General features: G+C 71.6%; 19 protein-coding genes. 7 read left to right on the forward strand and 12 right to left on the reverse strand.

Going from position 1 to position 23,440, the window contains the following annotated elements; translation table 11 throughout:
• Positions 1 to 36: 36 nt before the first annotated feature.
• The 12 genes from ACFWE1_RS01990 to ACFWE1_RS02045 form a co-directional block, all read right to left on the reverse strand.
• Positions 37 to 966, reverse strand: a complete 930-nt coding sequence (locus ACFWE1_RS01990) for a carbohydrate ABC transporter permease (RefSeq protein ID WP_376931877.1) — start codon at positions 964 to 966, stop codon at positions 37 to 39.
• The gene (locus ACFWE1_RS01995) at positions 956 to 1,867 is read right to left on the reverse strand and encodes a carbohydrate ABC transporter permease (protein ID WP_376931878.1); all 912 of its coding nucleotides are present in this window, start codon (positions 1,865 to 1,867) and stop codon (positions 956 to 958) included. Before ACFWE1_RS01995 ends, ACFWE1_RS01990 begins: the two co-directional genes overlap by 11 nt.
• 16 nt (positions 1,868 to 1,883) lie before the next feature.
• Positions 1,884 to 3,134: an ABC transporter substrate-binding protein gene (locus tag ACFWE1_RS02000; RefSeq protein WP_376931879.1), complete on the reverse strand. Its 1,251-nt coding sequence runs from the start codon at positions 3,132 to 3,134 to the stop codon at positions 1,884 to 1,886.
• A gap of 174 nt (positions 3,135 to 3,308) precedes the next feature.
• Positions 3,309 to 4,577 carry an alpha-L-fucosidase gene (locus ACFWE1_RS02005; RefSeq protein WP_376931880.1) on the reverse strand — a complete coding sequence of 423 codons (1,269 nt, stop codon included), beginning with the start codon at positions 4,575 to 4,577 and terminating at the stop codon, positions 3,309 to 3,311.
• A gap of 201 nt (positions 4,578 to 4,778) precedes the next feature.
• Positions 4,779 to 5,807, reverse strand: a complete 1,029-nt coding sequence (ilvC, locus tag ACFWE1_RS02010) for a ketol-acid reductoisomerase (protein WP_230762973.1) — start codon at positions 5,805 to 5,807, stop codon at positions 4,779 to 4,781.
• A 92-nt stretch (positions 5,808 to 5,899) separates the two neighbouring features.
• On the reverse strand, positions 5,900 to 6,409 hold the full coding sequence (gene ilvN, locus ACFWE1_RS02015; protein ID WP_189084689.1) for an acetolactate synthase small subunit: 510 nt from the start codon (positions 6,407 to 6,409) through the stop codon (positions 5,900 to 5,902).
• 2 nt (positions 6,410 to 6,411) lie between these two features.
• Entirely contained in the window at positions 6,412 to 8,214 is a 1,803-nt protein-coding gene (locus ACFWE1_RS02020; RefSeq protein ID WP_376931881.1) for an acetolactate synthase large subunit, read from the reverse strand.
• A 44-nt stretch (positions 8,215 to 8,258) separates the two neighbouring features.
• Positions 8,259 to 9,953, reverse strand: a complete 1,695-nt coding sequence (gene ilvD, locus ACFWE1_RS02025; RefSeq protein WP_189084687.1) for a dihydroxy-acid dehydratase — start codon at positions 9,951 to 9,953, stop codon at positions 8,259 to 8,261.
• Between the two features lie 15 nt (positions 9,954 to 9,968).
• Positions 9,969 to 12,209, reverse strand: coding sequence for a bifunctional alpha,alpha-trehalose-phosphate synthase (UDP-forming)/trehalose-phosphatase (locus tag ACFWE1_RS02030; protein WP_376931882.1), 2,241 nt, complete (start codon positions 12,207 to 12,209; stop codon positions 9,969 to 9,971).
• Between the two features lie 257 nt (positions 12,210 to 12,466).
• Complete coding sequence (locus ACFWE1_RS02035; protein WP_376931883.1) at positions 12,467 to 14,422, reverse strand: YhgE/Pip family protein; 1,956 nt, start codon at positions 14,420 to 14,422, stop codon at positions 12,467 to 12,469.
• On the reverse strand, positions 14,419 to 17,346 hold the full coding sequence (locus tag ACFWE1_RS02040) for an MMPL family transporter (protein ID WP_376931884.1): 2,928 nt from the start codon (positions 17,344 to 17,346) through the stop codon (positions 14,419 to 14,421). Before ACFWE1_RS02040 ends, ACFWE1_RS02035 begins: the two co-directional genes overlap by 4 nt.
• Before the next feature lie 13 nt (positions 17,347 to 17,359).
• Positions 17,360 to 17,965: a TetR/AcrR family transcriptional regulator gene (locus ACFWE1_RS02045; RefSeq protein WP_243567993.1), complete on the reverse strand. Its 606-nt coding sequence runs from the start codon at positions 17,963 to 17,965 to the stop codon at positions 17,360 to 17,362.
• 165 nt (positions 17,966 to 18,130) lie between these two features.
• Between ACFWE1_RS02045 and ACFWE1_RS02050 the strand changes: the two genes are divergently transcribed.
• The 7 genes from ACFWE1_RS02050 to ACFWE1_RS02080 all read left to right on the forward strand — a co-directional run bounded on the left by ACFWE1_RS02050 (position 18,131) and on the right by ACFWE1_RS02080 (position 23,414).
• A complete protein-coding gene (locus ACFWE1_RS02050; RefSeq protein ID WP_243567992.1) occupies positions 18,131 to 18,316 on the forward strand; it encodes a hypothetical protein in 186 nt (61 codons plus the stop codon).
• Between the two features lie 88 nt (positions 18,317 to 18,404).
• The gene (locus ACFWE1_RS02055) at positions 18,405 to 18,905 is read left to right on the forward strand and encodes a hypothetical protein (protein ID WP_376931885.1); all 501 of its coding nucleotides are present in this window, start codon (positions 18,405 to 18,407) and stop codon (positions 18,903 to 18,905) included.
• Between the two features lie 151 nt (positions 18,906 to 19,056).
• A complete protein-coding gene (locus ACFWE1_RS02060) occupies positions 19,057 to 19,728 on the forward strand; it encodes a biotin transporter BioY (RefSeq protein WP_376931886.1) in 672 nt (223 codons plus the stop codon).
• Complete coding sequence (locus ACFWE1_RS02065; protein ID WP_376931887.1) at positions 19,725 to 20,969, forward strand: long-chain fatty acid--CoA ligase; 1,245 nt, start codon at positions 19,725 to 19,727, stop codon at positions 20,967 to 20,969. Before ACFWE1_RS02060 ends, ACFWE1_RS02065 begins: the two co-directional genes overlap by 4 nt.
• The gene (locus tag ACFWE1_RS02070) at positions 20,966 to 22,093 is read left to right on the forward strand and encodes a thiolase family protein (RefSeq protein ID WP_376931888.1); all 1,128 of its coding nucleotides are present in this window, start codon (positions 20,966 to 20,968) and stop codon (positions 22,091 to 22,093) included. The genes ACFWE1_RS02065 and ACFWE1_RS02070 overlap by 4 nt, the downstream gene beginning before the upstream one ends.
• A complete protein-coding gene (locus tag ACFWE1_RS02075) occupies positions 22,090 to 22,824 on the forward strand; it encodes an energy-coupling factor ABC transporter ATP-binding protein (RefSeq protein ID WP_376931889.1) in 735 nt (244 codons plus the stop codon). Before ACFWE1_RS02070 ends, ACFWE1_RS02075 begins: the two co-directional genes overlap by 4 nt.
• Positions 22,821 to 23,414, forward strand: coding sequence for an energy-coupling factor transporter transmembrane component T family protein (locus tag ACFWE1_RS02080; protein ID WP_376931890.1), 594 nt, complete (start codon positions 22,821 to 22,823; stop codon positions 23,412 to 23,414). The genes ACFWE1_RS02075 and ACFWE1_RS02080 overlap by 4 nt, the downstream gene beginning before the upstream one ends.
• The last annotated feature ends 26 nt before the right edge of the window (positions 23,415 to 23,440 follow it).

Consider the following 23,440-nt stretch of genomic DNA (forward strand, 5'->3'; position numbering starts at 1 on the left):
GGTCGGCGGACTCGTCGCGGAGGCCGGCTCGGCGGCTCAGCGGCCGCCGAGCCCCGCCATCGCGATGCCCTTGACCAGATGCTTCTGGAGGGCGATCACGAGCACGGTCGTCGGCACCATGGAGATGATCGCCGCGGCCATCTGCAGGTCCCAGCGGGTGCCCTGCAGCCCCGAGAACGAGGCGAGACCGATCGGCAGCGTGCCGTGAGAGGCGTAGTCGACCGTGACGATGAGCGGCCACAGGTAGCTGTTCCAGAAGGACAGGAAGGTGAAGACGGCGAGCACGGCGACCGCGGACTTCGCGAGCGGCAGGATGATCTGCAGGAACGAGCGGATGGGCCCTGCGCCGTCGACGCGGGCCGCCTCCTCGAGCTCGAAGGGGATGCCGCGGAAGAACTGCCGCATGAGGAAGGTGCCGAACGCGGTGAACGCGAACGGGAAGATCAGCGCCGGGTAGCTGTCGACCCAGCCGAGCCACTGCATGACCTGGAACATCGGGATGACGAGCACCTCCTGCGGCACCATCAGGGTGCCGAGGAAGAGCACGAAGACGAGGTCGCGGCCCTTCCAGCGCAGCCGCCCGAAGGCGTAGCCCGCCATCGTCGAGACGGTGAGCACGACGAGGGTGCCCGCGATCGCGACGAAGAAGGAGTTGCCGATGTAGGTGAGGAACGGGCCGTACGCGAACACGTCGGCGAAGTTCGACCAGCGCAGTTCCGAGCCGACGAGCGTCGGCGGCATGGAGAACATCTCCGAGTTCGGCTTCAGCGCCGAGAAGAAGGCGTAGACGAGCGGGGAGACGAAGATCAGGGCGGCGAGGTACACGCCGAGGTGCGCGAAGACGAGGCGGATGCGCCCGCCGGTGGTGAGCGGGGCGCGCCCGCGGCGCTCGGCGGGCTCGATGGGCGCGGCGTCGTGCTCGGCGTCGGCGATCGCGGTCACCGGGGAGATCAGCTCAGTGCTCATAGTGCACCCACTTCTTCTGCGCGCGGAACTGCAGCGCGGTCAGGACGATGATGATGGCGAAGAGGATCCACGCGGCCGCCGCGGCCAGCCCGAGCTCCTGGAACTTGAAGCCCTGGTTGTAGATGAACTGCACGAGCGGCTGCGTCGCGTTGCCGGGCCCGCCGCCGGTGAGCAGCTGCGGCTGGGCGAAGACCTGCAGCGAGGTGATCATCGTCATGATGCTCGCGAAGAAGATCGACGGCGAGATCATCGGCAGCATGACGCTCCAGATCATCCGGAAGCCCTTCGCCCCGTCGATCCTGGCCGCCTCGACGACCGACTCGGGCAGCTGCTCGAGCGCCGCCGAGAAGATCAGCATGTTGTAGCCGAGGCCCTGCCAGACGCTCATCACGACGACCATGATCATCGCCCACTGCGGGTCGGCGAGGAAGTTCGGCAGCTGCACCCCGAACCAGCTCTGCGCGAGCCCGTTGAACAGACCCTGCGGCTGCAGGAGCATCTTCCAGACGAGCACGTTCGCGACCATCGGGGTCACGACGGGGATGAAGAACAGCACCCGCAGCGCGCCGCGCCCGCGGATGCGGGAGCTGAGCGACAGCGCGAGCAGGAGCGAGAGGATGACGCTGATCGGCACGTAGAGCAGCGCGAACACGAAGGTGTTGCGCAGCGCCGGCCAGAAGTCCGGGCTCTGCGTGAACAGACGCACGTAGTTGTCGAACCCCACGAACTCCTTGTCACCGAAGGTGGGCCAGTTGAAGAAGCCCATCACGATGGACAGGACGACGGGGACGATCGTGAACAGGGCGAGGCCCGCCAGGGCCGGGCTGACGAAGCCCAGCGCCTGACGGGACTCGGTCCTGGCGAGCGTCCCCCTGCGAGGCGTGTACGTGGAGGTCGACATCTCGTGGGGGTTCCTGTTACTCGCCGAACTGCTGCTGCGCGCTCTCGAGCACGCTCTCCATGGTCTCCTGACCGTTGTAGACGCTCACGAGCTGCGGCTGGATGTAGGTGCCGACCTTCGACCAGTTGTCGCTGACGTACTGGCCCTGCACCTGCTCGAAGGCCTTGGTGAAGACCTCCTCGACCTCCGGGCGGAACTGCTCGTCGATCGACTCGAAGTAGAGCGGCTGCGACGCGGTGCGCGCCGGGTAGCTGCGGCCGGAGGAGGCGATGTAGTCCTGCGCCTCGGGGCTCAGCATCGAGCCGAGCACCTTGAGCGCGGCGTCCGGGTTCTTGCAGCTCTTCGCGATGCCGAAGCCCGAGCCGAGGATGAGGCCGAGCGAGCCGTTCTCACCGCTGGGGAGCGTCGTCATGCCCGCGGTGAAGCCGGCGTCGTTGTTCAGGTAGCTGACCGCGTTCCAGGTGCCGTCGACCGCCATCGCGGCGTTCTGGCCGGTGTACTGGTTCTCGCCCCAGCCGGTGTCCGAGGCGCTCGCGACGGGCGCCGCGACCTTCTGCTCGGTGACGAGGCCCGAGTACCAGCTCGCCGCGTCGACGAAGGCCGGGTCGGTGAGGGCGAGGGTGCCGTCCTGCTCGACGGGCTGCTGGCCGGCCTTCGCGATCGGCAGCGCCTGCCACTGGAAGTCGCCCATGCCCACGGCGAAGCCGTACTTGCCGTTCTTCGTGGCCGCCTTGGCGGTGGCCTCGAAGTCGTCGAAGCTCCAGCCGGCCTCGGGGTGCGCGACGCCCGCGGCGTCGAGCAGGTCGGCGTTGTAGTAGACGAGCATCGTGGCGATGTCGAAGGGGACGCCGTACATGGTGCCCTTGTTGCTCAGGATCTCGTCGGCGCCGGCCGAGAAGTCGGCCAGGTCGATCCCTGCGGCCTGCAGGTCGGCGTCGCTCAGCTCCCGGAAGCCGTCGGTGTAGCTCGAGAGCATGCCCGAGTTCATGCCGGTGACGCACGCCATGTTGCCGGACGCCATGTTGGTGGTGAGCTTCGTGAAGAAGTCGCCCCACGGTGCCGTGCGCAGTTCGATCTTGAGGTCGGGGTTCTGCTTGCGCGCGATCTCGAGCTGGGCGTTCAGCGCGTCCGTGTCGGACTGGCTGCCGGCCCACATGTCGATGACGACGGTGTCGGACGACGCGTCGCCCCCGCCGGTGCTGCAGCCCGTCATGACGAGGGCCGCGGCGGCGGCGGCCGCGACCGCGCCGACGTGGATCTTCTTCATTGAATGTCGCCTCCTAGGCAGTGAACAGTATTCATCCGGTGTTTCCGTGCTCACAGCTCCGGTTCACCGGTGGTGCGAGCACAATCATGGCATTCGATCCGGCGATTTGCCAACTTTCATCCGATGTTTGAATGCGGAAACATCGGATGCCTCGCCCAGGTCGGTCTGCCTCGCTCAGTCGCTCTCGTCGAGCACGAGTTCGATCACCGGGATCACGACGTCGGGCCGGCGCACGGGCAGCGAGATCGTCAGCGTGCCGTCGGCCTGCCCCGCGGGCTGGGTGAGCAGCGCCTCCTGGCCGGGGTCGGTGACGCTCCGCCTGAGCCAGGAGCCGTCGTGCAGCAGCCGTGCGTGCCGCACGCGGCCGGCGAGCCCGGGCAGGTGCACGAAGCCGAGCGGCCAGGTGAACAGGTGCAGGTAGAGGCGGTCGCCGCGCCGCGTGTACACCCCCTCCCGAGGCGGGGTGAACCCCGCATGCCCCGCGCCGACGACGGCGCGCTCGTGCAGCGCCATCCACTCGCCGATGCCGTCGAGGATCTCGCGGTCGCGCGGCGCGATGGCCCCCCGCCCGTCCGGGCCGATGTTCAGCAGCATGTTGCCGTCCATCGAGACCGAGTCGACGAGCATGCGCAGCAGCAGCGGCGTGCTCTTGTAGTCGTCGTTGTCACGGTGGTAGCCCCACGAGCCGTTCGTCGTCTGGCAGGCCTCCCAGCGCACCGGCCGACCGTCGCGCACGATCGGGCTCGTCGGCTGGTACTGCTCCGGGGTGACGAAGTCGCCGTCGATGCCGAGCCGGTCGTTCACGAGCATCTGCGGCTGCAGTTCGCGGCAGCGGGCGAGCAGGCGCTCGGCATCCCAGTCCTCGGCGCGCTTGCCCGCCCAGCCCTGCTTCGTCTCCGGGTAGGTGAAGTCGAAGAACAGATAGTCGATCGGACCATAGCCGGTGAGGAGTTCCTCCACCTGGCCGTGCAGGAACGCGCGGTAGCGGGCCATCTCACGGCCCTCGTTGAGGTCGGCGCCGTGGGCGTCGTCGCGGCGCGGATGGTTCCAGTCGACGGTGAAGTCGGGGTGATGCCAGTCGATGAGCGAGTAGTAGAGACCGACCCGGAGGCCGACCTCGCGCAGCGCGTCGACCGTCTCGCGCACGAGGTCGCGGCCGCAACTGCGCATGGCCGTGAACTCGCTGAGCTGCGAGTCCCAGAGCGCGAAGCCGTCGTGGTGCTTCGTCGTGAGCACGACGTAGCCGGCGCCCGCGGCCTTTGCCGTGCGCGCGAGCTCGCGTGCGTCGAAGCGGTCGGGGTCGAAGAACTCGACGTACTCCCGGTACTCCTCGTCGCTCAGCCGCTCGTAGTTCTGCACCCACTCGTGCCGCGCCGCGACGCTGTAGGCGCCGAAGTGCACGAAGAGGCCGAAGCGGGCCTCGGTGAACCAATCCGGGGTCATCTCGTCCTTCCGATCCGCGATCGCCGTCCATCCTGTCACGGAACATCGGATGTTTCGAGATGGAGCCGTTCCGCCGGTTCCACCGCTCCCTCGCGCCCTGCCGACCGGCGCTCCCGACGACGCGGAACGGCCCGCCCCGGAGAACCGGGACGGGCCGTTCGCGGTCGTGGGAGCGCCGCTCCCCCGAGGCTCAGCGCCTGATCAGCGCGCGACCTCGCCGTCGACGTAGTCGTCGTCGTCCGAGGAGTTCCAGGCGAAGAGCTTGCGCAGCTCGCGACCGGTGGTCTCGATCGGGTGCTGCTCGCCCTTGGCGCGGAGCTCCAGGAACTCCTTCTGGCCGTTGTCCTGGTCGGCGATGAAGCGCGTCGCGAAGGCACCGCTCTGGATGTCGCCGAGGACCTCCTTCATGCGCTCCTTCACCGAGGGGTCGATGACGCGCGGGCCGGAGACGTAGTCGCCGTACTCGGCCGTGTCGGAGACCGACCAGCGCTGCTTGGCGATGCCGCCCTCCCACATGAGGTCGACGATGAGCTTCAGCTCGTGGAGCACCTCGAAGTAGGCGATCTCCGGCTGGTAGCCGGCCTCGACGAGGGTCTCGAAGCCGTACTGCACGAGCTGCGAGGTGCCGCCGCAGAGCACGGCCTGCTCGCCGAACAGGTCGGTCTCGGTCTCTTCGGTGAAGGTCGTCTTGATGACGCCGGCACGGGTGCCGCCGATCGCCTTGGCGTACGACTTCGCGAGGTCCCAGGCGGTGCCGGTCGCGTCCTGCTCGACCGCGATGATGTCCGGGATGCCGCGGCCGGCGACGAACTCGCGACGCACGGTGTGGCCCGGGGCCTTCGGGGCGACGAGGATGACGTCGACGCCCTCGGGCGCCTCGATGTAGCCGAAGCGGATGTTGAAGCCGTGGCCGAAGACGAGCGCGTCGCCCTCCTTCAGGTTGTCCTTCACCGACTCGGCGTAGATGTGGCGCTGGTACTGGTCCGGCGCGAGGATGACGATGACGTCGGCCCACGCGGCGGCGTCGGCGACGTTCTTCACCTCGAAGCCCGCCTCCTGCGCCTTGGCGATCGACTTCGAGCCGTCCTTCAGGCCGATGACGACCTCGACGCCCGAGTCGCGGAGGTTCTGCGCGTGCGCGTGCCCCTGCGAGCCGTAGCCGATGACGGCGACCTTCTTGCCCTGGACGATCGAGAGATCGGCGTCCTGGTCGTAGTACATCTCAGCCATTGCTGTTCCTTTTCCTTTGATCCGGTCCCCTGAGCCTGTCGAGGGGACCACGGGGTCGACGCTCCCCTCGACGAGCTCGGGGAGCCGAGTACTTAGTTCTTGAAGACGCGTTCGGTGATGGACTTGCCGCCGCGGCCGATCGCGAGGAGACCCGACTGGGCGATCTCCTTGATGCCGTAGGGCTCGAGCACCTTGAGCAGCGCCTGGGTCTTGCCCGAGTCGCCGGTGACCTCGATCACGAGGGCGTCGGTCGACACGTCGACCACGCGGGCGCGGAAGAGGTTCACCGCTTCGAGCACCTGCGAGCGGGTCGTGTTGTCGACGCGCACCTTGATCAGCAGGTGCTCGCGCTGCACCGACTGGGCGGGGTCGAGCTCAACGATCTTGATCACGTTGATCAGCTTGTTCAGCTGCTTCGTGACCTGCTCCAGCGGCAGCTCCTCGACGTCGACCACGACCGTGATCCGGGACAGCCCGTCGATCTCGGAGTGGCCCACCGCGAGGGACTCGATGTTGAAGCCGCGACGGGCGAACAGCCCGGCGACCCGGGTCAGCAGACCGGGCTTGTCCTCGACGAGGAGGGAGAGCACGTGGGTCGACATGGTCAGTCCTCCTCGCTGAAGGCCGGCGAGTGATCGCGGGCGTACTGGATGTAGCTGTTCGAGACGCCCTGCGGCACCATCGGCCACACCATGGCGTCGGCGGAGACGACGAAGTCGATGACGACCGGGCGGTCGTTCGTCTCGAGCGCGAGCTTGATCGCCTCGTCGACCTCCTCTTCCTTCGTGACGCGGATGCCGAGGGCGCCGTACGCCTCGGCGAGCTTCACGAAGTCGGGCACCCGCACGGAGTCGTGTCCGGTGTTCAGGTCGGTGTTCGAGTAGCGGCCGTCGTAGAAGAGCGTCTGCCACTGGCGCACCATGCCCAGCGAGGAGTTGTTGATGATGGCGACCTTGATCGGGATGTCGTTCAGGGTGCACGTGGCGAGCTCCTGATTCGTCATCTGGAAGCAGCCGTCGCCGTCGATCGCCCACACGTGCCGGTCGGGCTGGGCGACCTTCGCCCCCATCGCCGCCGGCACCGCGTAGCCCATCGTGCCCGCGCCGCCCGAGTTCAGCCAGGCGTTCGGACGCTCGTACTTGATGAACTGCGCCGCCCACATCTGGTGCTGGCCGACGCCCGCGGCGTAGACCGCCTCGGGACCGGTCAGCTCACCGATGCGCTGGATCACGTGCTGGGGCGAGAGCAGCCCGTCGGAGGTCGGCGCGAAGCCGAGCGGGTACTCGTTGCGGAGCCCCTCGAGCGTCGCCCACCACTCGGCGGTGTCGGCGGTGCCGCGCGCGGACACGTCGCGGTAGGCCGCGAGCAGGTCGACGAGCACCTCCTTCAGATCGCCCACGATGGGCACGTCGGCCGTGCGGATCTTCGAGATCTCGGCCGGGTCGATGTCGACGTGCACGACCTTCGCGTTCGGGGCGAAGAGCGCCGCCTTGCCGGTGACCCGGTCGTCGAAGCGCGCGCCGAGCGAGACGATGAGGTCGGACTCCTGCAGCGCGAGCACCGCGGGCACCGTGCCGTGCATGCCCGGCATGCCGAGGTGCTGCGGGTGCGAGTCGGGGAACGCGCCGCGGGCCATCAGGGTGGTCACCACGGGCGTCTTCGTCGCCTCGGCGAGCTCGAGGAGTTCGGCGGAGGCGCCGGAGCGGATGACTCCGCCGCCGACGTACAGCACGGGGCGCTCGGCCTCGGCGATGAGCTGGGCGGCCGCGAGCACCTGCTTGCCGTGCGCCTTGGTGATCGGCCGGTAGCCCGGCAGGTCGACCTTCGGCGGCCAGCGGAACGCGAAGGTGTTCTGCTGCGCGTCCTTCGTGATGTCGACGAGCACGGGGCCCGGGCGGCCGGTCGTGGCGATGTGGTACGCCGCCGCGATCGTGGCCGGGATCTCCTCGGCGCGCTTCACGAGGAAGGAGTGCTTCGTGATCGGCATGGTGATGCCGACGATGTCGGCCTCCTGGAACGCGTCGGTGCCCATCAGGTTGGAGAAGACCTGACCGGTGATCGCGAGCAGCGGCACCGAGTCCATGTGGGCGTCGGCGATGGCCGTCACGAGGTTCGTCGCGCCGGGGCCCGAGGTCGCGATCGCGACGCCGAGCTTGCCGGACGAGGACGCGTAGCCCTGGGCGGCGTGACCGGCGCCCTGCTCGTGCCGGACGAGGATGTGCCGGAGCTTGCGGCTCTCGAACAGCGGGTCGTAGACGGGGAGGATGGCGCCGCCGGGCAGACCGAACACGTCGGTGATGCCGAGATTCTCCAGCGAGCGGACGACCGCCTCGGCGCCCGTGATGATCTCGGACGCACCTGGCGATGCTGGGGCAGGCGACGGCACGGGGTGGGATTCCGTGGGCATGCGATTCCTATCTGGGTGAACGGGTGTGCGAAGGAGCGCAGCACTCAGCCAGTGGTCGCGCCTTCGGCAGCGGAGCGCACGAGCTTGGAGTACTTCGCGAGAACGCCTCGGGTGTAGCGCGGAGGAAGCGGCGCCCAGCCTTCACGGCGGGCAGCCAGCTCGGCCTCGTCGACCAGTAGGTCGATGGACCGGGCCGCGATATCGACCCGAATCAGATCACCATCGCGCACCAAGGCAATCGGACCTGCGTCGACTGCTTCGGGTGCCAGATGGCCGATGCACAGGCCGGTTGTGCCGCCTGAGAATCGACCGTCCGTCAAGAGTAGTACATCTTTGCCGAGCCCCGCGCCCTTGATGGCCGCGGTGATGGCGAGCATCTCGCGCATGCCGGGGCCGCCCTTGGGGCCCTCGTAGCGGATGACGACCACGTCGCCGTGCTTGATCTCGCCGTTGGTGAGGGCGTCCATCGCGCCGCGCTCGCGCTCGAACACACGCGCAGGGCCCTCGAAGACGGCCGCGTCGAAGCCCGCCGTCTTCACGACCGCGCCCTCGGGGGCCAGGCTGCCGTGCAGGATGGTGAGCCCGCCGGTCTCGTGGATCGGGTCGTCGAGGGTGTGCAGCACCTCGCCGTCGAGCGGCGGCAGGTCCATCTCGGCGAGGTTCTCGGCCATGGTCTTGCCGGTGACGGTGAGCACGTCGCCGTGCAGCAGGCCCGCGTCGAGCAGGGCCTTCATCAGCACGGGCACGCCGCCGCGGCGGTCGACGTCGTTCATGACGTACTTGCCGAAGGGCTTGAGGTCGCCGATGTGCGGCACCTTCGAGCCGATGCGGTTGAAGTCCTCGAGGGTGAGGTCGACCTCGGCCTCGCGGGCGATCGCGAGCAGGTGCAGCACGATGTTGGTCGAGCCGCCGAGCGCCATGCCCACGGCGATCGCGTTCTCGAACGCCTTCTTGGTGAGGATCTGGCGCGCGGTGATGCCGTGCTTCAGCAGGTTGACGACGGCCTCGCCGGAGCGGTGCGCGTAGTAGTCGCGGCGACGGTCGGCGGAGGCCGGCGACGCCGAGCCCGGCAGCGAGAGGCCGAGCGCCTCGGCGACCGAGGCCATGGTGTTCGCGGTGTACATGCCGCCGCAGGCGCCCTCGCCCGGGGCGAAGGCGCACTCGATGCGCTTCGCGTCGGCGGCGCTCATCGTGCCGGCCTTCACCGCGCCGACCGCCTCGAAGGAGTCGATGATCGTGATGTCCTTCTCGGTGCCGTCGGACAGGCGCACCCAGCCGGGCGCGATCGAGCCGGCGTAGAGGAAGACCGAGGAGAGGTCGAGCCGGGCGGCCGCCATCAGCATGCCCGGGATCGACTTGTCGCAGCCGGCGAGCAGCACGGAGCCGTCGAGGCGCTCGGCCTCCATGACGACCTCGACCGAGTCGGCGATGACCTCGCGCGAGACGAGCGAGAAGTGCATGCCCTCGTGGCCCATGGAGATGCCGTCGGAGACCGAGACGGTGCCGAACTGCAGCGGGTAGCCGCCGCCGGAGTGCACGCCCTCCTTCGCGGCCTGCGCGAGGCGGCTCAGCGAGAGGTTGCAGGGGGTGATCTCGTTCCAGGAGCTCGCGATGCCGATCTGGGGCTTGTCCCAATCGGCATCCCCCATGCCCACGGCCCGGAGCATGCCCCGGCTGGTCATGGCTTCGATGCCGTCGGTGACGGTGCGGCTACGCGGTTTGGGATCGAACTCCGACATGCATCGAGTCTATGGCTACCGCGAGGTGTGTTCGCGCGCCGCCTCCCGGGCATCCGCGAGGGCCTCGAGCAGCAGCGCGACGTCCTCCGTGCCGCGCACGCGATGGCCGGCGAGCGACTTGCCCTGCCCGACCTTCACACCGACGTCGTCGACGTCGAGCACCGCGAAGGCGTCCTCGTCGGTGACGTCGTCGCCGACGTAGAGCACCGCCGTCGAGCCGAGGTACTGCCGCACCCGGGTGAGCGATTCGCCCTTGTCGCTCGAGCGCACGGCGAACTCGATGACGGCCTTGCCGCTGCGCACGGTGATGCCGGGCAGCTCGTCCTCGATGCGCTCGCGCGCCGAGTGCTGCAGCGCCGCCCCGACCGTCACCGGCAGGCGCCGCGTGTGCAGCGCGAGCCCCGCCGGCTTGTGCTCCACCCAGGCGCCGTCGGCCTCGGACGCGGCATCCTCCAGCAGTTCGGTGAGCCGGGCGAGGCGCGCGTGCTCGACGTCCCGAAGCTCGATCGTGACGCCGCCGTCGTCGAGCTGCAGCTCGACGCCGTGCGAGCCGCTCAGCAGCACGCCCTCCGGCGGGTCGGCGACCTCGCGCAGGCTCTCGAGCGAGCGGCCGGACACGAACGCGACGCGGGTGTCATCGCTCGCGATCAGCCGTTCGACGGCCGCGCGGGCCCGGGTCGTCGCCCGCGCGTCCTCCGGGCGGTCGACGAGCGGGGCGAGCGTGCCGTCGAAGTCGAGGGCCACGAGCAGCCGCTCGGTTCCGGCGAGCCGGGAGACCGCGGCGGAGAGGGAGTCGGAGACCCCCGCGGGAATCTTGCCCGCGCCGGTGAGCGCCTCAAGGAACGTTGCCGACCAGTTCGCCACGTCGTTCGACTGCACCCGGCGCCGGAGCGCCCGCATCCGCCTGGCGCGCTCCGCCTTCGGCATCTCGACGGCGGCGATCATCGCGTCCTTCAGGCCCTCGATGTCGTGCGGGTTCACGAGCACCGCCTGGCGCAGCTCGTCGGATGCCCCGGTGAACTCGCTGAGCAGCAGGACGCCGTCGTCGTCGAAGCGACAGGCCACGTACTCCTTGGCGACGAGGTTCATGCCGTCGCGGAGCGCGGTGACGAGCATCACGTCGGCCGCGAGGTAGAGGGCCACCATCTCTTCGCGCGGATAGCCGTGGTGCAGGTAGGAGATGGCGGGATGCCCGAGCTCGCCGTGATCGCCGTTCAGCCGGCCCACCGTGAGCTCGATCTCGTCGCGCAGCTGGCGGTAGGTCTCGACGCGTTCGCGGGAGGGGCTCGCCACCTGCACGAGCGTGGCGTCCTCGACCGAGAGGCGGCCGTCGCGCAGCAGTTCGCCGAAGGCCTTCATCCGATGCCGGATGCCCTTCGTGTAGTCGAGGCGGTCGACGCCGAGCATGATCGTCTCGGGGTCGCCGAGGTTGCGGCGGATCTCGGCGGCGCGATCCTGCACCTCGGGCCGCCGGGCGATCTCCTCGAAGCCCGCGGCGTCGATCGAGATCGGGAAGTGCCGTGCCACGACGCGACGCAGCTCGCCGTCCTCCTCGGGCACCTCGATGATCGACCCGCGCGTGGCGTAGCCGAAGAGCCGGCGCACCGCACGCGAGAAGTTGCCCGCATCCGCCGCCCGCTGGAAGCCGACGACGTCGGCGCCGAGCAGCCCCTCGATGACCTGGCGCCGCCACGGCAGCTGCGAGTAGATGCCGTATGCGGGGAACGGAATGTGGTTGAAGAAGCCGATGACGAGGTCGGGGCGCGCCTCGCGGAGCATCTTCGGGACGAGTTGCAGCTGGTAGTCGTGCACCCAGACGACCGCCCCCTCGGCGGCCGCGTCGATGGCGGCGTCGGCGAAGCGGCGGTTGACGCGCACGTACGCCTCCCACCACTCGCGGTGGAAGGAGGGCGGGGCGATGACGTCGTGGTAGAGCGGCCAGAGGGTGTCGTTCGAGAAGCCCTCGTAGTAGTCCTCGAGCTCGTCGGCGGTGAGGGGCACGGGGATGATCTCGATGCCGTCGTGGGCGAAGGGCTCGAACTCGCGGTCGGCGACGCCGGCCCACCCGATCCACGCCCCGTCCTCCGCGCGCATGACCGGCTCGAGGGCGGTGACGAGTCCGCCGGGCGAGCTGCGCCAGCCGGGGGTGCCGTCGGCGGATTCGACGTAGTCGACCGGCAAGCGGTTCGACACGACGATCATCTCGTAGGCGGCGCGAACACCGCGGGTGGTGGTGGGCGTCTGGGCGTCCGGCATGGTGATGGAGATCCCTCCTCGGGCTCCCGCCCAGGCTAACAGCCGCCCGTCGTCGCCCACGGGGGCTTGCGCTCGGCCGCCGGTTCCCTGAGCGTGTCGAAGGGATGGCTCCCTGAGCTGGTCGAAGGGATGGTTCCCTGAGCGTGTCGAAGGGATGGCCCCCTGAGCTGGTCGAAGGGAGCCCGCCGAAGAAATGGTTCCCTGAGCCTGTCGAAGGGATGCCGATTCCCTTCGACAGGCTCAGGGAACCAACAGGCTCAGCCGAGGGCGGCGGAGGCGAAGCCGATCGAGCGGATGCCTCGGCGGCGCCCGACCACGATCGCCGTGCCGAGCACCCCGATCAGGGCGAACAGCGCGAGCACGCCCGCGGCCCCGGCGACCCCGGCTCCCCCGGCGCCCGAGACGATGAGCTGCATGCCCTGCACCGCCCAGGTGAGCGGCAGGAAGGGACTGATCGCCTGGTAGGGGCCGCTCAACGCCTCGATCGGCACGAGGCCGGTGGTCGTGAGCTGCAGGGCGACGAGGATCAGCGAGATGATCATGCCGCCCCGGCCGAGCCAGGTCATCAACCAGGCGTGCACCGCCGTGAAGGCGAGCGCCGTGAGCGCCGAGAACGCCAGCGTCTGCGGCAGCAGCGACCACGAGACGCCGAGGGCCAGGTGCAGCAGCCCCACGACGGCGACCGCCTGGCCGAGTGCGACGAGTCCGGCCCGGGCGAGCGCCCGCCAGACCAGCCCGCCGGTCGAGGCGGTGCTCCGCAGCGCCTCACGACCGAAGGGCCGGAACACGAGGAACATCGCGAGCGCGCCGACCCAGAGGCCGATCGGGGCGAACCACATGCCGACGGCCTCACCGGTCGAGGCGATCTCGTGGTCGCGCGCCGTGTCGACCGTGACGGGCTGCGAGACGACGTCGGCCATCTCCTCGCCGTTGACGTCGGTGAGGGCGCCCGCCTGCTCGGCGCCGTCCGCGAGGCCGCTCGCGAACTGCTTGGCGCCGCTCGCCAGCTCGCCCGCGCCCGTCGCCGCGCTCGAGGCGCCGCTCGACAGCTGGTCGAGGCCGCCAGCGAGCTCTCCGACGCCCGAGGCGAGGCTCGACGCGCCGTCGGCGAGCTGCACGCCACCGTCGCGGATGCCGGCGGAATTCGCCGCGAGCTGCTGGGCTCCGCCCGCCGCCTGCGCGATTCCACTCTCGAGCGCGCCGAGCCCGGCCGTCCCGGCCGCGAGCGGCTGGCCCTGCTCGGCGACGGCGCTCATGGTGCCGCTGACCGTGGCCAGTTCGGTGTAGAGCTCGGGGATCGCGGACGGGTCGGTGTTCGCCAGAATCCGCGCGGTCACGTCGGCGAGCTGCGCCGAGTACGTGTCGACCGCACCGACATACCCGCCCACGCCGCTGCCGAGCTGTCCGAGTCCGGTCGTCTGCGACGCGAGCTCACCGAGTCCACCCGCGATGCCATCGACGCCACCGGTGTACTGGCTCACCCCATCGGTGTACTGCCGCACGCCGTCGGCGTACTCCGAGGCTCCACTCGCGGCATCCGAGGCGCCCGACGCGGCCGACGCGACGCCCGTGGAGAGCTGGCCGACGCCCGTCGAGAGCGAGCCCGCGCCGGAGGCGAGGGAGGAGGCGCCGTCGGCGGCCTGGTCGAGCGAGCCGCCGAAGTCGGCGAGCCCGGCGTACAGCCCCTCGAGGTACTGCTGCGTGAGCGTGCGCCCGAAGGCGGCGGTCATCGCGTCGCCGACGGACTGCACGACCGACCCGGCGAGGTAGGAGTGCGCGTCGTCGGTGCGGATCTCGAGGTTCGCCTTCGTCGGGTTCGAACCCGAGAGCGAGGTGACCGAGGCGGAGAAGTCGGACGGGATGGTGAGCACCGCGTAGGCCTCGCCGTCGGCGAGCTTCTTCGCGGCCTCCTCGTCGTTCGAGATGGTCCAGTCGAAGCCGCTCGCCTCCCCGCCGGTGAGCTCGGTGACGAGCAGGCGGCCGGCGAGCACCTGCTGCTCGGCGCCGTCGGCGTCGGTGGTCGTGACCATCTCGTCGTCGTTCACGACGATCGCCGGGATCTGCTCGAGCTGCTCGTTGCCGCCCGCCACCGCGCCGGACACGAGGCCCGCGACGGCGAGCGGGACGGCCACGACGGCCGCGAGCAGCACCCCGTAGCGGAGCCGGCGCTGGGCCGGAGTGGTGCCGAAGAGTCGGGAGAGTCGGCCGCTCATCGCAGGGCCTCCTGGTGGTCGGGGGAAACACGGGATTCGGGCGCGGCCGGCAGGGCCGCGAGGTCGACGGTCTCGACGCCGCGGGCGGCGAAGAGACTGCCGGCGGCCGGCCCCTGGGCGGAGCGGCCGATGCCGACGATGAGCGCCACGTCGGCGGGGACCAGGACGGCGAGCGCGTCCCAGAGCTCGGTCGTGGCCGCGCCGGGCGCCTCGTCGAGATCGATCGCGACCGCGCTCGGCCGTTCGGCGAGCGCCGCGGCGGTCGCGACCACCGCACGGGCGACGGCGCCGAGCGATTCGAGCGGGGTGTCGGCGTCGAAGCGCTCGCCGATCGCGAGCGCCGCCTTGCGCGCCCACTCCGAGGCGGCCTGCGAGGCCGGCGCGAGCCGGTACCAGGGCCGGGTGGCGTCGAGTCGGCGGGCGATCAGCTCGCCCACGGTGCCGCCGTCGAGGGCCTGGTCGGCGGAGAGCTCCGCGATCGCGACGCTGCGAAGCACTTCGCCGCCGGAGCCGGGCAGCGGCCGGCCGAGGACGGCCAGTCGGCCGTCAACGGGGGCGAGCCGGGCGGCGAGGGTCGCGACGACGACGCGACGATCGACCGCGGGCCCGCGGACGAGCAGCGCCCCGTGTTCGGGCACCTCCACGTCGACCGGCCCGATCGTGCGCTCGGGCAGGCCGAACAGGGCCCCCTCCGCGAGCACGGCCGCGGGCCGCGCCTTCGCCCACGCCTCCTGGTCGAGGTGGGCGCGCAGACCCTCGCCCTCGATGTCGACGTCGGGCAGCAGACGCCCGAGCCACTTCGGCAGCCACCAGGCTCCGCGCCCGGCGAGCGCCATCGCGGCGGGGACGAGCGTCATCCGCACGAGGAAGGCGTCGAACGCGACGCCGATCGCGAGCGCGAAGGCGATGCCCTTGATCGGGCCCGACCCCTCGGGAACGAACGCGAAGAAGACGAAGAACATGATGAGCGCGGCGGCGGTGACGACGCGGGCCGCGTGCTGGAAGCCGTGCACGATCGCCTCGCGCGGACGGCCGCCCGGCGTCTGCTGCTTCGAGCGCACGAACTCCTCGCGCATGCCGGAGACGAGGAACACCTCGTAGTCCATCGCGAGCCCGAACAGCACCGCCATCAAGAGGATCGGCAGGAAGCTCAGGATCGGCCCCGGCTCGATGTGCAGGAGATCCGCGAACCAGCCCCACTGGAACACCGCGACCGTGACGCCGATCGCGCCGAACGCGGAGAGCAGGAAGCCGAGCGCGGCCTTCACCGGCACGAACACCGAGCGGAACACGATCAGCAGCAGCACGATCGACAGGCCGACGACGATGAGCGCGAAGGGCACGAGGGCGTCGCTGAGCCGCTGCGAGATGTCGATCGAGACCGCCGTGTAGCCGGTGACGGCGATCGGCGTGCCGAAGTCGGCCTGGATGCCGGGTTCGAGCTCGCGGATCGACTCCACGAGCGCCTTCGTCGCGGGGTCGTCGGGCGCGCTCTCCGGGATCACCTGGATGATCGCGGTGTCGACGGTCGGGTTGGGCAGGCCGTCGCCGACGTAGGCGACGTCGTCGAGGGCGCCGATGCGGGCGCCGATGGCGTCGAGGTCGTCGAAGATGTCGGTCGTCTGGGTGATGTCGACCGTGACGATGAGCGGCCCGTTGTAGCCGGGGCCGAAGCCGTCGGAGATGAGGTCGTACGCTTCGCGCGAGCTGGAGCCGACGGGATCGGTGGCCGCGCTCGGCAGGTTCAGGTCGAGGCTCAGCGCCGGCACGGAGGCCGCGCCGAGGAGTCCGACGATCACGACGACGAAGGCGATCGGCGCCTTGAGCACGGTGTCGACCCAGCGCCGGCCGAGGGGCTTCTTGCCGCCGTCGTCGTCGGCGTTGGCGCGCCGGTGCGCACGGCTGCCGGGCTTCGGCACGAGCTTGGTGCCGAGCACGCCGAGGAGGGCCGGCAGCAGGGTCACCGCGCCGATGACCGCGATGAGCACCGCGAACGCCGCCCCGACGCCCATGACGCTGAGGAAGGGGATGCCGACGACGAGCAGCCCGAGCAGGGCGATGATCACCGTGAGGCCGGCGAAGACGACGGCGCCGCCTGCGGTCGCGACCGCCTCGGCGGCGCTCTCCTCCGGATCCTGACCGCGGGCGAGCTGGGTTCGATGCCTCGACAGGATGAACAGCGCGTAGTCGATGCCGACGGCGAGGCCGATCATGACCGCGAGCATGGGCGCCGTGCTGGAGACCGGCGTGATCGCGGCGACGATCGAGATGCCGCCGAAGGCGAGGCCGACGCCGACGAGGGCGGTGAGCAGCGGCATGCCCGCCGAGAGCAGCGAGCCGAAGGTGATGAAGAGCACGACGCCCGCGAAGAGCACGCCGAGCGCCTCGGTGACGGTGAGGCCGAAGCTGGTGTCCTGGAACACCTCGCCGCCGAAGGCCACCTCCATGCCGGCGTCGCTCGCGAGCGCCTTGGTGGCGGTGACCGCGTCGAGCTGCTCCTGTGTGACGTCGGTGCTCGGCCCGTCGAACTGCACCTGGATGATGGCGGTGCGTTCGTCGTCGGAGACCTGGTCGCCGGCGTACTCGTCGAACGGGCCGAGCACGCTCGCGACGCCGTCGATGTCGGCCAGCTCGCTCGACATCTCGTCGATGGCGTCGCGGTAGGGCGCGTCCTCGACGGAGGCGCCCTCGGGCGCCTCGACGACGGCGCGGGCGGAGGCGCCCGCGGTCTGCGGGAAGACGGCGGCGAGCTGGTCGATCGCCGACTGGGACTCGGTGCCGGGGATCGCGAACGATTCCTGGAGCTGGCCGCCGAGCCCGATGCCGGCGCCGAGGAACGCGCCGAGCGCGAGCACCCAGGTGACGATGACGAGCCAGCCGCGACGGTAGGCGAAGCGGCCGATGCGGTGCAGGAGGAGAGCCATGGTGTCTTCCGAGTCAGCGGCCGGCGGCCGGGATCAGCAGTTCGGTGAGGACGTCGATGAGCGCCACACGCACGTCGTCGTCGGAGTAGGAGGTGACGAGTTGGGTCATCTCGTCGTCGTCGAAGAAGGTGGCGCCCGCCACGAGCGCATAGGTCGCCCCCGCGAGCGCGACGCCGAAGCGCATCTGCTCGGCGAGCGAGGCGCCCGTGCAGATCGCGTCGGCGAGCACGCGGATCGCGGCGTTGCCGCGTTCGATCGCGGGGATGCCGCGCAAGGAGTGCCCCTGGCTCACGAAGAGGTGCACGGCGAGGCGCTCGCCGAGCAGCAGGTCGACGAAGCGCCCGATGAAGGCGCCGCGCGCCGCGTCGGAGCGGCGCCCCTCGGCGAACTCCGCGACGAGCACTTCGAGCTGGTCGATGGCGGGCGTGACGGCCGCCTCGAGCAGCGCCTCCTTCGAGGTGTAGTGGTAGAGCACGCTCGACTTCGAATACCCGGCGTGGTCGGCGATCTGCTGCAGCGAGGTCGCGGCGAAGCCGACGGTGGCGAACTGTTCGAGCGCGGCCTGGCGCAGCTCGTCGCCGGCGCGGGCGCGCGCAGGGAGGGTGGCGTCGGTGGGCATGATTCGACGGTAGCTGACCGATCGGTCAGACTCTGTCCGATCGGTCAGATTCTCGGTCGACTCCCAGCGCCCGTTCACCGTCCCGTCACGAACCGCGGATGCCTCCTCGCACGGATCCCGTCAAGGGGGGCGACGCGGGCGGGCTCAGCCGGGTAGCGTTGCGGCATGCGCAAGTACCTCTTCAGCGGAGCCGTGCTGAGTGCCGCCATCAGCGGCGTCGGCGTCGTCAAGGCGACCATGTCCGGGCCGCGAGACTGGCGGCTGCTGATGATGTGGATCGCCTGGGCCGCGAGCCTCGCCGTCGCGATCGGCACCGTCGCCGACGAGACGAAGCGCGAAGAACTGGAGTAAGCTCCGCTGCCGTTCTGCGGCGTGTCCCCCGCTCGATGTCGTGCGAGTGCCCGAGACTTGAGGCACCGCACGAGATGGAGACGCTCCCATGATGTTCCGCCGCTGGCGCCGCACGAGGCTCACCGCCGAAGCCTCGGAGCACGTCGCCGCGCCGGCACCTCGCCCCTCGGCGGCCGACCTCCGCGGCGAGCACATCTTCGACCTCCTGCACGGCAAGCTCTCCGAGTTCATCGGTTCGTCCGGCGAGTGGACGCTCGTGCGCCGCACGGATGCCGACTCCGACCGCATCTTCCACGCGATCGTGACCCACCAGATCGCCGCCGAGCTCACCCGCAGCATCCTCGACGAGCGCGACAACGTCGCCGTCGTGGTCCCCGAGGGTGAGCAGCAGCTCGCGCTCGACTGGGAGCCGACTCCCCTCGTCGTCTGGGCCGAACCGCTCGGCGCGCACGTCGCCATGCCCGCGGTGCCCGACACCGACGCCACGGCCGACCCTGCGAACGAGTCCGAGGCCGATGCACCGGCGGACGACACGGAAGCCGACGAGGCATCCGCTGCCGAAACCCCGCTGCACGCCCGCGCCGCCTGACATCCTGCCGGGCCACCGACCCGCCGGGGCCCTCGGCGTCCAAAATCCGGGGCCGATTCTTGTACGGCGATCCGCGCGCGCGGCCGGGCCGCACTTCTAGCGTGAGAACCGGGCGAACCCGCCCGACGACTCCGCGAGAGGGACGCAGCAGATGAGCACCGCACCGAGCACCGGATCCGAGCAGGCCGCCCACGTCGAGCCCGCCGCCCCCGCCCGCCGTCGCCGCACGACTGCCAGGGATCTCGCCCAGATCGCCGTGTTCGCCGCGCTCATCGCCGCCCTCGGCGTTCCCGGCGCGATCCCGCTCGGACCCGAGGGCGTGCCGATCACCCTGCAGACGCTCGGCGTCATGCTGGCCGGGGCGATCCTCGGCGCGCGCAAGGGATCCCTCGCCGTGCTGCTGTTCATCGCGCTGGTCGCGGCCGGCCTGCCGCTGCTCTCCGGCGGGCGCGGCGGCCTGGGCGTCTTCGTCGGTCCCTCGGTCGGCTACCTCCTGGGCTGGCTGCTCGGCGCCGCCGTGATCGGCTGGGCGACCGCACGCCTGCTCCCCCGCTACCGGCTCGTGCCCGCGCTGCTGTGGACCGCGCTCGGCGGCATCGTCGCCGTGTACGCCGTCGGCATCCCCGTCTTCGCCCTGGTGACCGCCACGCCGATCGGGCTCGCGGCCGCCGGCGCGGCCGTGTTCCTCGTCGGCGACGCGATCAAGGTCGTCGCGACCGTGCTCGTCGCGAAGGGCGTGCACCGCGCGTGGCCCGGGCTCATCGAGCCGAAGCCGTGGCCGTGGCGACGCGGGGCGGCCTCCGCGGTCGACGAGCGCGCGTGAGCGGCGGCTGGCTCGGCGGAGCGGGCGGGCGCCCGGCGCTCGCGCTCGGCGGGCGGACGCTCGACTACCGTGCGCTCGCTCGAGCCGTCGCCGCCTTCGAACTGCCGGATGACGACGAGGTGATCGTCGTCCGGCCGGAGGCGCATCCCGTCGATGCGATCGTGGCCGTGCTGGCGGGTCTCGAGCGTGGTCGGCCGGTGCTCGTCGGCGCCGAGACCGCGCCGGCCGAAGCGCTGCCCGCGGGCACCGAGCTCGCCCTGACCACGTCCGGGTCGAGCGCTCCGAACGGCCGGCCGAGGATCGTCGCCCGTACCAGCGCGTCGTGGCTCGCCTCCTCGGCCCCGCTCGCCGAGGCGACCGGCGCCGGACCCGACGCCGTCGTGCGCATCACCGGCCCGCTGCACGTCTCGATGCAGCTCTACGCCGCGCTGCACGCCCTGCAGCTCGGCGCGACCGCGAGCGACGAGCCGGACCGGGCCACGATCGTGCACGCGACGCCGACCCGGCTCGCCCGCCTCCTCGACGGGCCCGCCGTCCCGCCCACCGCGGTCGTCGCCGGGGCCACCTCGAACGCCGTGCTGCGCGCCCGAGCGGCCGCACGCGGGGTGCGGCTCGTCGAGTACTACGGCGCGGCCGAGCTCTCCTTCGTCGCCATCGGCGAGGGCGAGGGCCTGCGCGCCTTCCCCGGCGTCGAGATAGAGCTGCGCCCGAGCGCGGCCGGACAGGAGCTCTGGGCGCGCTCGCCCTACCTGGCGCTCGCCGTCGTCGGCGGCGGGATGCTCCGCCGCGACGCCCGAGGTTTCGCGACCGTCGGCGATCTCGCCGAGACGCTCCCGCCTGACGCGCACGGGTCCGAGCCGCGGTTCCGCATCCTCGGCCGCGGCGATGCCGCCATCACCGTCGCCGGCGAGACGGTGCTCGCCGAGGACGTCGAGCACCGCCTCGGCGAGCTGCCCGGCGTCGCCGCCGCGGTCGTCGTCGGCGAGCCCGACGAGCTGCTGGGCCAGCGCCTCGTCGCGGTCGTCGAGCTCGCCCCGTCCGCCGACCCCGAGGCGGTGCTCGCCGCAGCCCGGGCCCTGCCGCCCGCCTGGCGACCTCGCCGCTGGTATCGCAGCGAGGCCATCCCGACGACGCCGGCGGGCAAGGCTGCACGAGGCGCCGTCGCGAACGGACTCGCCGCGGGCCGCTACCCGCGCATCGTGCCTCCCGTCACGGTGGCCGAGGCGGAGGTCGGCGCATGAGCGCCGTCATCGTGGCCGCACGGCGCACCCCGATCGGCACGGCGGGGCGCAGCCTCGCCGCGCACACGGTCGATGCGCTCGCCGCCCCCGTGCTCGCGGAGGTGGCCCGCCTCGTCGCACCAGCCGGCCGCCCGATCGACGATGTCGTGCTCGGCAACTGCATGGGCCCGGGCGGCGACGTCGCCCGGATCGCGGCGCTCCGCGCCGGCCTCGGCTCCGAGGTGCCCGGGGTGACCGTCGATCGGCAGTGCGGCTCCGGCCTCGACGCGGTGCTGCAGGCCGCTTCGCGCGTGCGGGCGGGCGACGCCCGGCTCGTGCTCGCCGGCGGTGCCGAATCGGCCTCGACCGCGCCGCAGCGCAGCTGGCCCGACGGCACCCGGTACACCCGGGCGCCGTTCGCGCCCGCCGGGTTCCCCGACCCGGACATGGGTCCGGCGGCCGAGGCGGTGGCCCGGCTGCGCGGCATCGACCGCGAACGTCAGGATGCCTGGGCCGCGCGCTCGCACGCCCGGGCGGTGGCTGCGCGCGCGGCGGGCCGCTTCGACGCGGAACTCGTGCCCGTCGCCGACGTCACTGCCGACGAACGGCCGAGCGCCCGCATGACCGCGGCCGTGCTCGCCCGCTTCGCCCCCGCCTTCACCGCGGACGAACAGGGCAGCGTGACGGCCGGCAACTCCTGCGGCTTCTCCGACGGCGCGGCGGCGATGGCGGTGACCTCCCCCGAGATCGCCCGTGAGCTCGGCCTGCCCGCCTTGCGCGTGCGCGCGGCGGCGGTCGCGGCATCCGACCCCGCGCTGCCCGGTCTCGGCGCGGCCCGGGCCGCGCGGATCGCGCTCGACCGCGCCGGACTCGCCCCGCACGCGCTCGGCGCCGTCGAGATCACCGAGGCGTTCGCCGCGCAGCTGCTCGCCGTGAGCGACGAGCTCGGCCTCGACGAGGAGGCGATCAGCGCCGACGGCGGCGCGATCGCGCTCGGGCACCCGTGGGGCGCCTCCGGGGCCGTGCTCGTCGTGCGACTCGCCGCCCGCCTGCTCGCCGACGACGACGACGATCGCCCCGCGCTCGCGGCGTGCTCCATCGGCGGCGGCCAGGGCGTGGCGATGATCGTGGAGCGGTTCGCATGAGCGCGATCGTGTTCGAGCGGGTGAGCCGCAGCTTCGACGGCCGGCGGGTCGTCGACGACGTCTCCCTCGAGCTCGTCGAGCACCGCATCGGCATCGTCGGTGCCAACGGCTCCGGCAAGTCCACGCTGGCGCGGATGATCAACGGGCTCGTCGGACCCGACGCGGGGCGGGTGCTCGTCGACGGGCTCGACGTCGCGAAGCAGGGCCGCGAGGTGCGCCGCCGCGTCGGCTTCGTGTTCACCAACGCCGACACCCAGATCGTCATGCCGACCGTGCGGGAGGACGTCGCCTTCACCCTGCGCCGGCACCGGCTCGCCCCGGCCGAGGCCGCCGAGCGGGTGGATGCCGCGCTCGCCCGCTTCGGGCTGAGCGAGCTCGCCGAGCGCCCGGCTCACCGACTCTCCGGCGGGCAGAAGCAGCTGCTGGCCCTCGCGAGCGTGCTCGTGGGGCATCCCGCGATCCTCGTCGCCGACGAGCCCACGACGCTCCTCGACGCCAGGAACTCGCGCCGCGTCGCGCGCCATCTCGCCGGCCTCGACGAGCAGCTCGTCGTCGTGAGCCACCAGCTCGAGCTCCTCGACGACTTCGACCGGGTCATCGTGATGGAGCGAGGACGTGTCGTCTGCGACGACGTGCCGGCGGTGGCCCTCCCCCGCTACCGGGAACTCATCGACGCCGAGGACGAGGCCGATGACGGCATCCCCGACGCCGCGGAGCGGACCGGCCCGTGATCGGCGTCTTCCACCCCGGCGACTCGCTCGTGCACCGCGCGCCGGCGCTCCTGAAGCTCGGCCTGCTCGCGGCGCTCGTGACGGCCATCGCGCTGCAGCACTCGGTCCTCGTGCTCGCGGGCGCGTGCCTCGTGGTCGCCGGGATAGTCGCCCTCGCCCGCGTGCCGCTCCGGCTGCTCTGGCGCCAGCTCGTGCCGCTGCTCTGGCTGCTGGCGATCGCCGTGCCGATCCAGCTGCTCCTCGCCGGCTGGGAGCTCGCCGTCACCGTCGCCCTCCGGCTGCTGCTCGCCGTCGTCCTGGCGGGGGTGTACTCGCTCACGACGCCGGTGACCGAGACCCTCGACGCGGCGCAGACGCTGCTGCGGCCGTTCCGCCGCTGGATCGACGCCGACCGCGTCGGGCTCGCCCTCGCCCTCGCGATCCGCGCGATCCCCCTGCTCGGCGAGATCGTCGCGGAGGTGCTCGACGCCCGCCGCGCGCGCGGAGCGGAAGGCTCGATCCGGGCCGTCGCCGTGCCCGTGATCGTGCGCGCCCTCCGCACCGCCGACCACCTCGGCGAGGCGCTCGTCGCCCGCGGCCTCGACGACTGAGCCGAACCGGGCAGCGCGTCAAGCCC

The sequence above is a fragment of the Agromyces sp. NPDC060279 genome (assembly GCF_042726785.1).
Lineage (GTDB): Bacteria > Actinomycetota > Actinomycetes > Actinomycetales > Microbacteriaceae > Agromyces.

What these genes read in the sequence shown, in the direction of transcription:
- ACFWE1_RS02055 (WP_376931885.1), top strand. Translation starts at nt 18,405, where the DNA reads ATGATGTTCCGCCGCTGGCGCCGCACGAGGCTCACCGCCGAAGCCTCG.
- ACFWE1_RS02020 (WP_376931881.1), bottom strand. Translation starts at nt 8,214, where the DNA reads ATGCCCACGGAATCCCACCCCGTGCCGTCGCCTGCCCCAGCATCGCCA.
- ACFWE1_RS01995 (WP_376931878.1), bottom strand. Translation starts at nt 1,867, where the DNA reads ATGTCGACCTCCACGTACACGCCTCGCAGGGGGACGCTCGCCAGGACC.
- ACFWE1_RS02030 (WP_376931882.1), bottom strand. Translation starts at nt 12,209, where the DNA reads ATGCCGGACGCCCAGACGCCCACCACCACCCGCGGTGTTCGCGCCGCC.
- ilvD (WP_189084687.1), bottom strand. Translation starts at nt 9,953, where the DNA reads ATGTCGGAGTTCGATCCCAAACCGCGTAGCCGCACCGTCACCGACGGC.
- ACFWE1_RS01990 (WP_376931877.1), bottom strand. Translation starts at nt 966, where the DNA reads ATGAGCACTGAGCTGATCTCCCCGGTGACCGCGATCGCCGACGCCGAG.
- ilvN (WP_189084689.1), bottom strand. Translation starts at nt 6,409, where the DNA reads ATGTCGACCCACGTGCTCTCCCTCCTCGTCGAGGACAAGCCCGGTCTG.
- ACFWE1_RS02060 (WP_376931886.1), top strand. Translation starts at nt 19,057, where the DNA reads ATGAGCACCGCACCGAGCACCGGATCCGAGCAGGCCGCCCACGTCGAG.
- ACFWE1_RS02035 (WP_376931883.1), bottom strand. Translation starts at nt 14,422, where the DNA reads ATGAGCGGCCGACTCTCCCGACTCTTCGGCACCACTCCGGCCCAGCGC.
- ACFWE1_RS02005 (WP_376931880.1), bottom strand. Translation starts at nt 4,577, where the DNA reads ATGACCCCGGATTGGTTCACCGAGGCCCGCTTCGGCCTCTTCGTGCAC.
- ACFWE1_RS02050 (WP_243567992.1), top strand. Translation starts at nt 18,131, where the DNA reads ATGCGCAAGTACCTCTTCAGCGGAGCCGTGCTGAGTGCCGCCATCAGC.
- ilvC (WP_230762973.1), bottom strand. Translation starts at nt 5,807, where the DNA reads ATGGCTGAGATGTACTACGACCAGGACGCCGATCTCTCGATCGTCCAG.
- ACFWE1_RS02070 (WP_376931888.1), top strand. Translation starts at nt 20,966, where the DNA reads ATGAGCGCCGTCATCGTGGCCGCACGGCGCACCCCGATCGGCACGGCG.
- ACFWE1_RS02045 (WP_243567993.1), bottom strand. Translation starts at nt 17,965, where the DNA reads ATGCCCACCGACGCCACCCTCCCTGCGCGCGCCCGCGCCGGCGACGAG.
- ACFWE1_RS02000 (WP_376931879.1), bottom strand. Translation starts at nt 3,134, where the DNA reads ATGAAGAAGATCCACGTCGGCGCGGTCGCGGCCGCCGCCGCCGCGGCC.
- ACFWE1_RS02040 (WP_376931884.1), bottom strand. Translation starts at nt 17,346, where the DNA reads ATGGCTCTCCTCCTGCACCGCATCGGCCGCTTCGCCTACCGTCGCGGC.
- ACFWE1_RS02075 (WP_376931889.1), top strand. Translation starts at nt 22,090, where the DNA reads ATGAGCGCGATCGTGTTCGAGCGGGTGAGCCGCAGCTTCGACGGCCGG.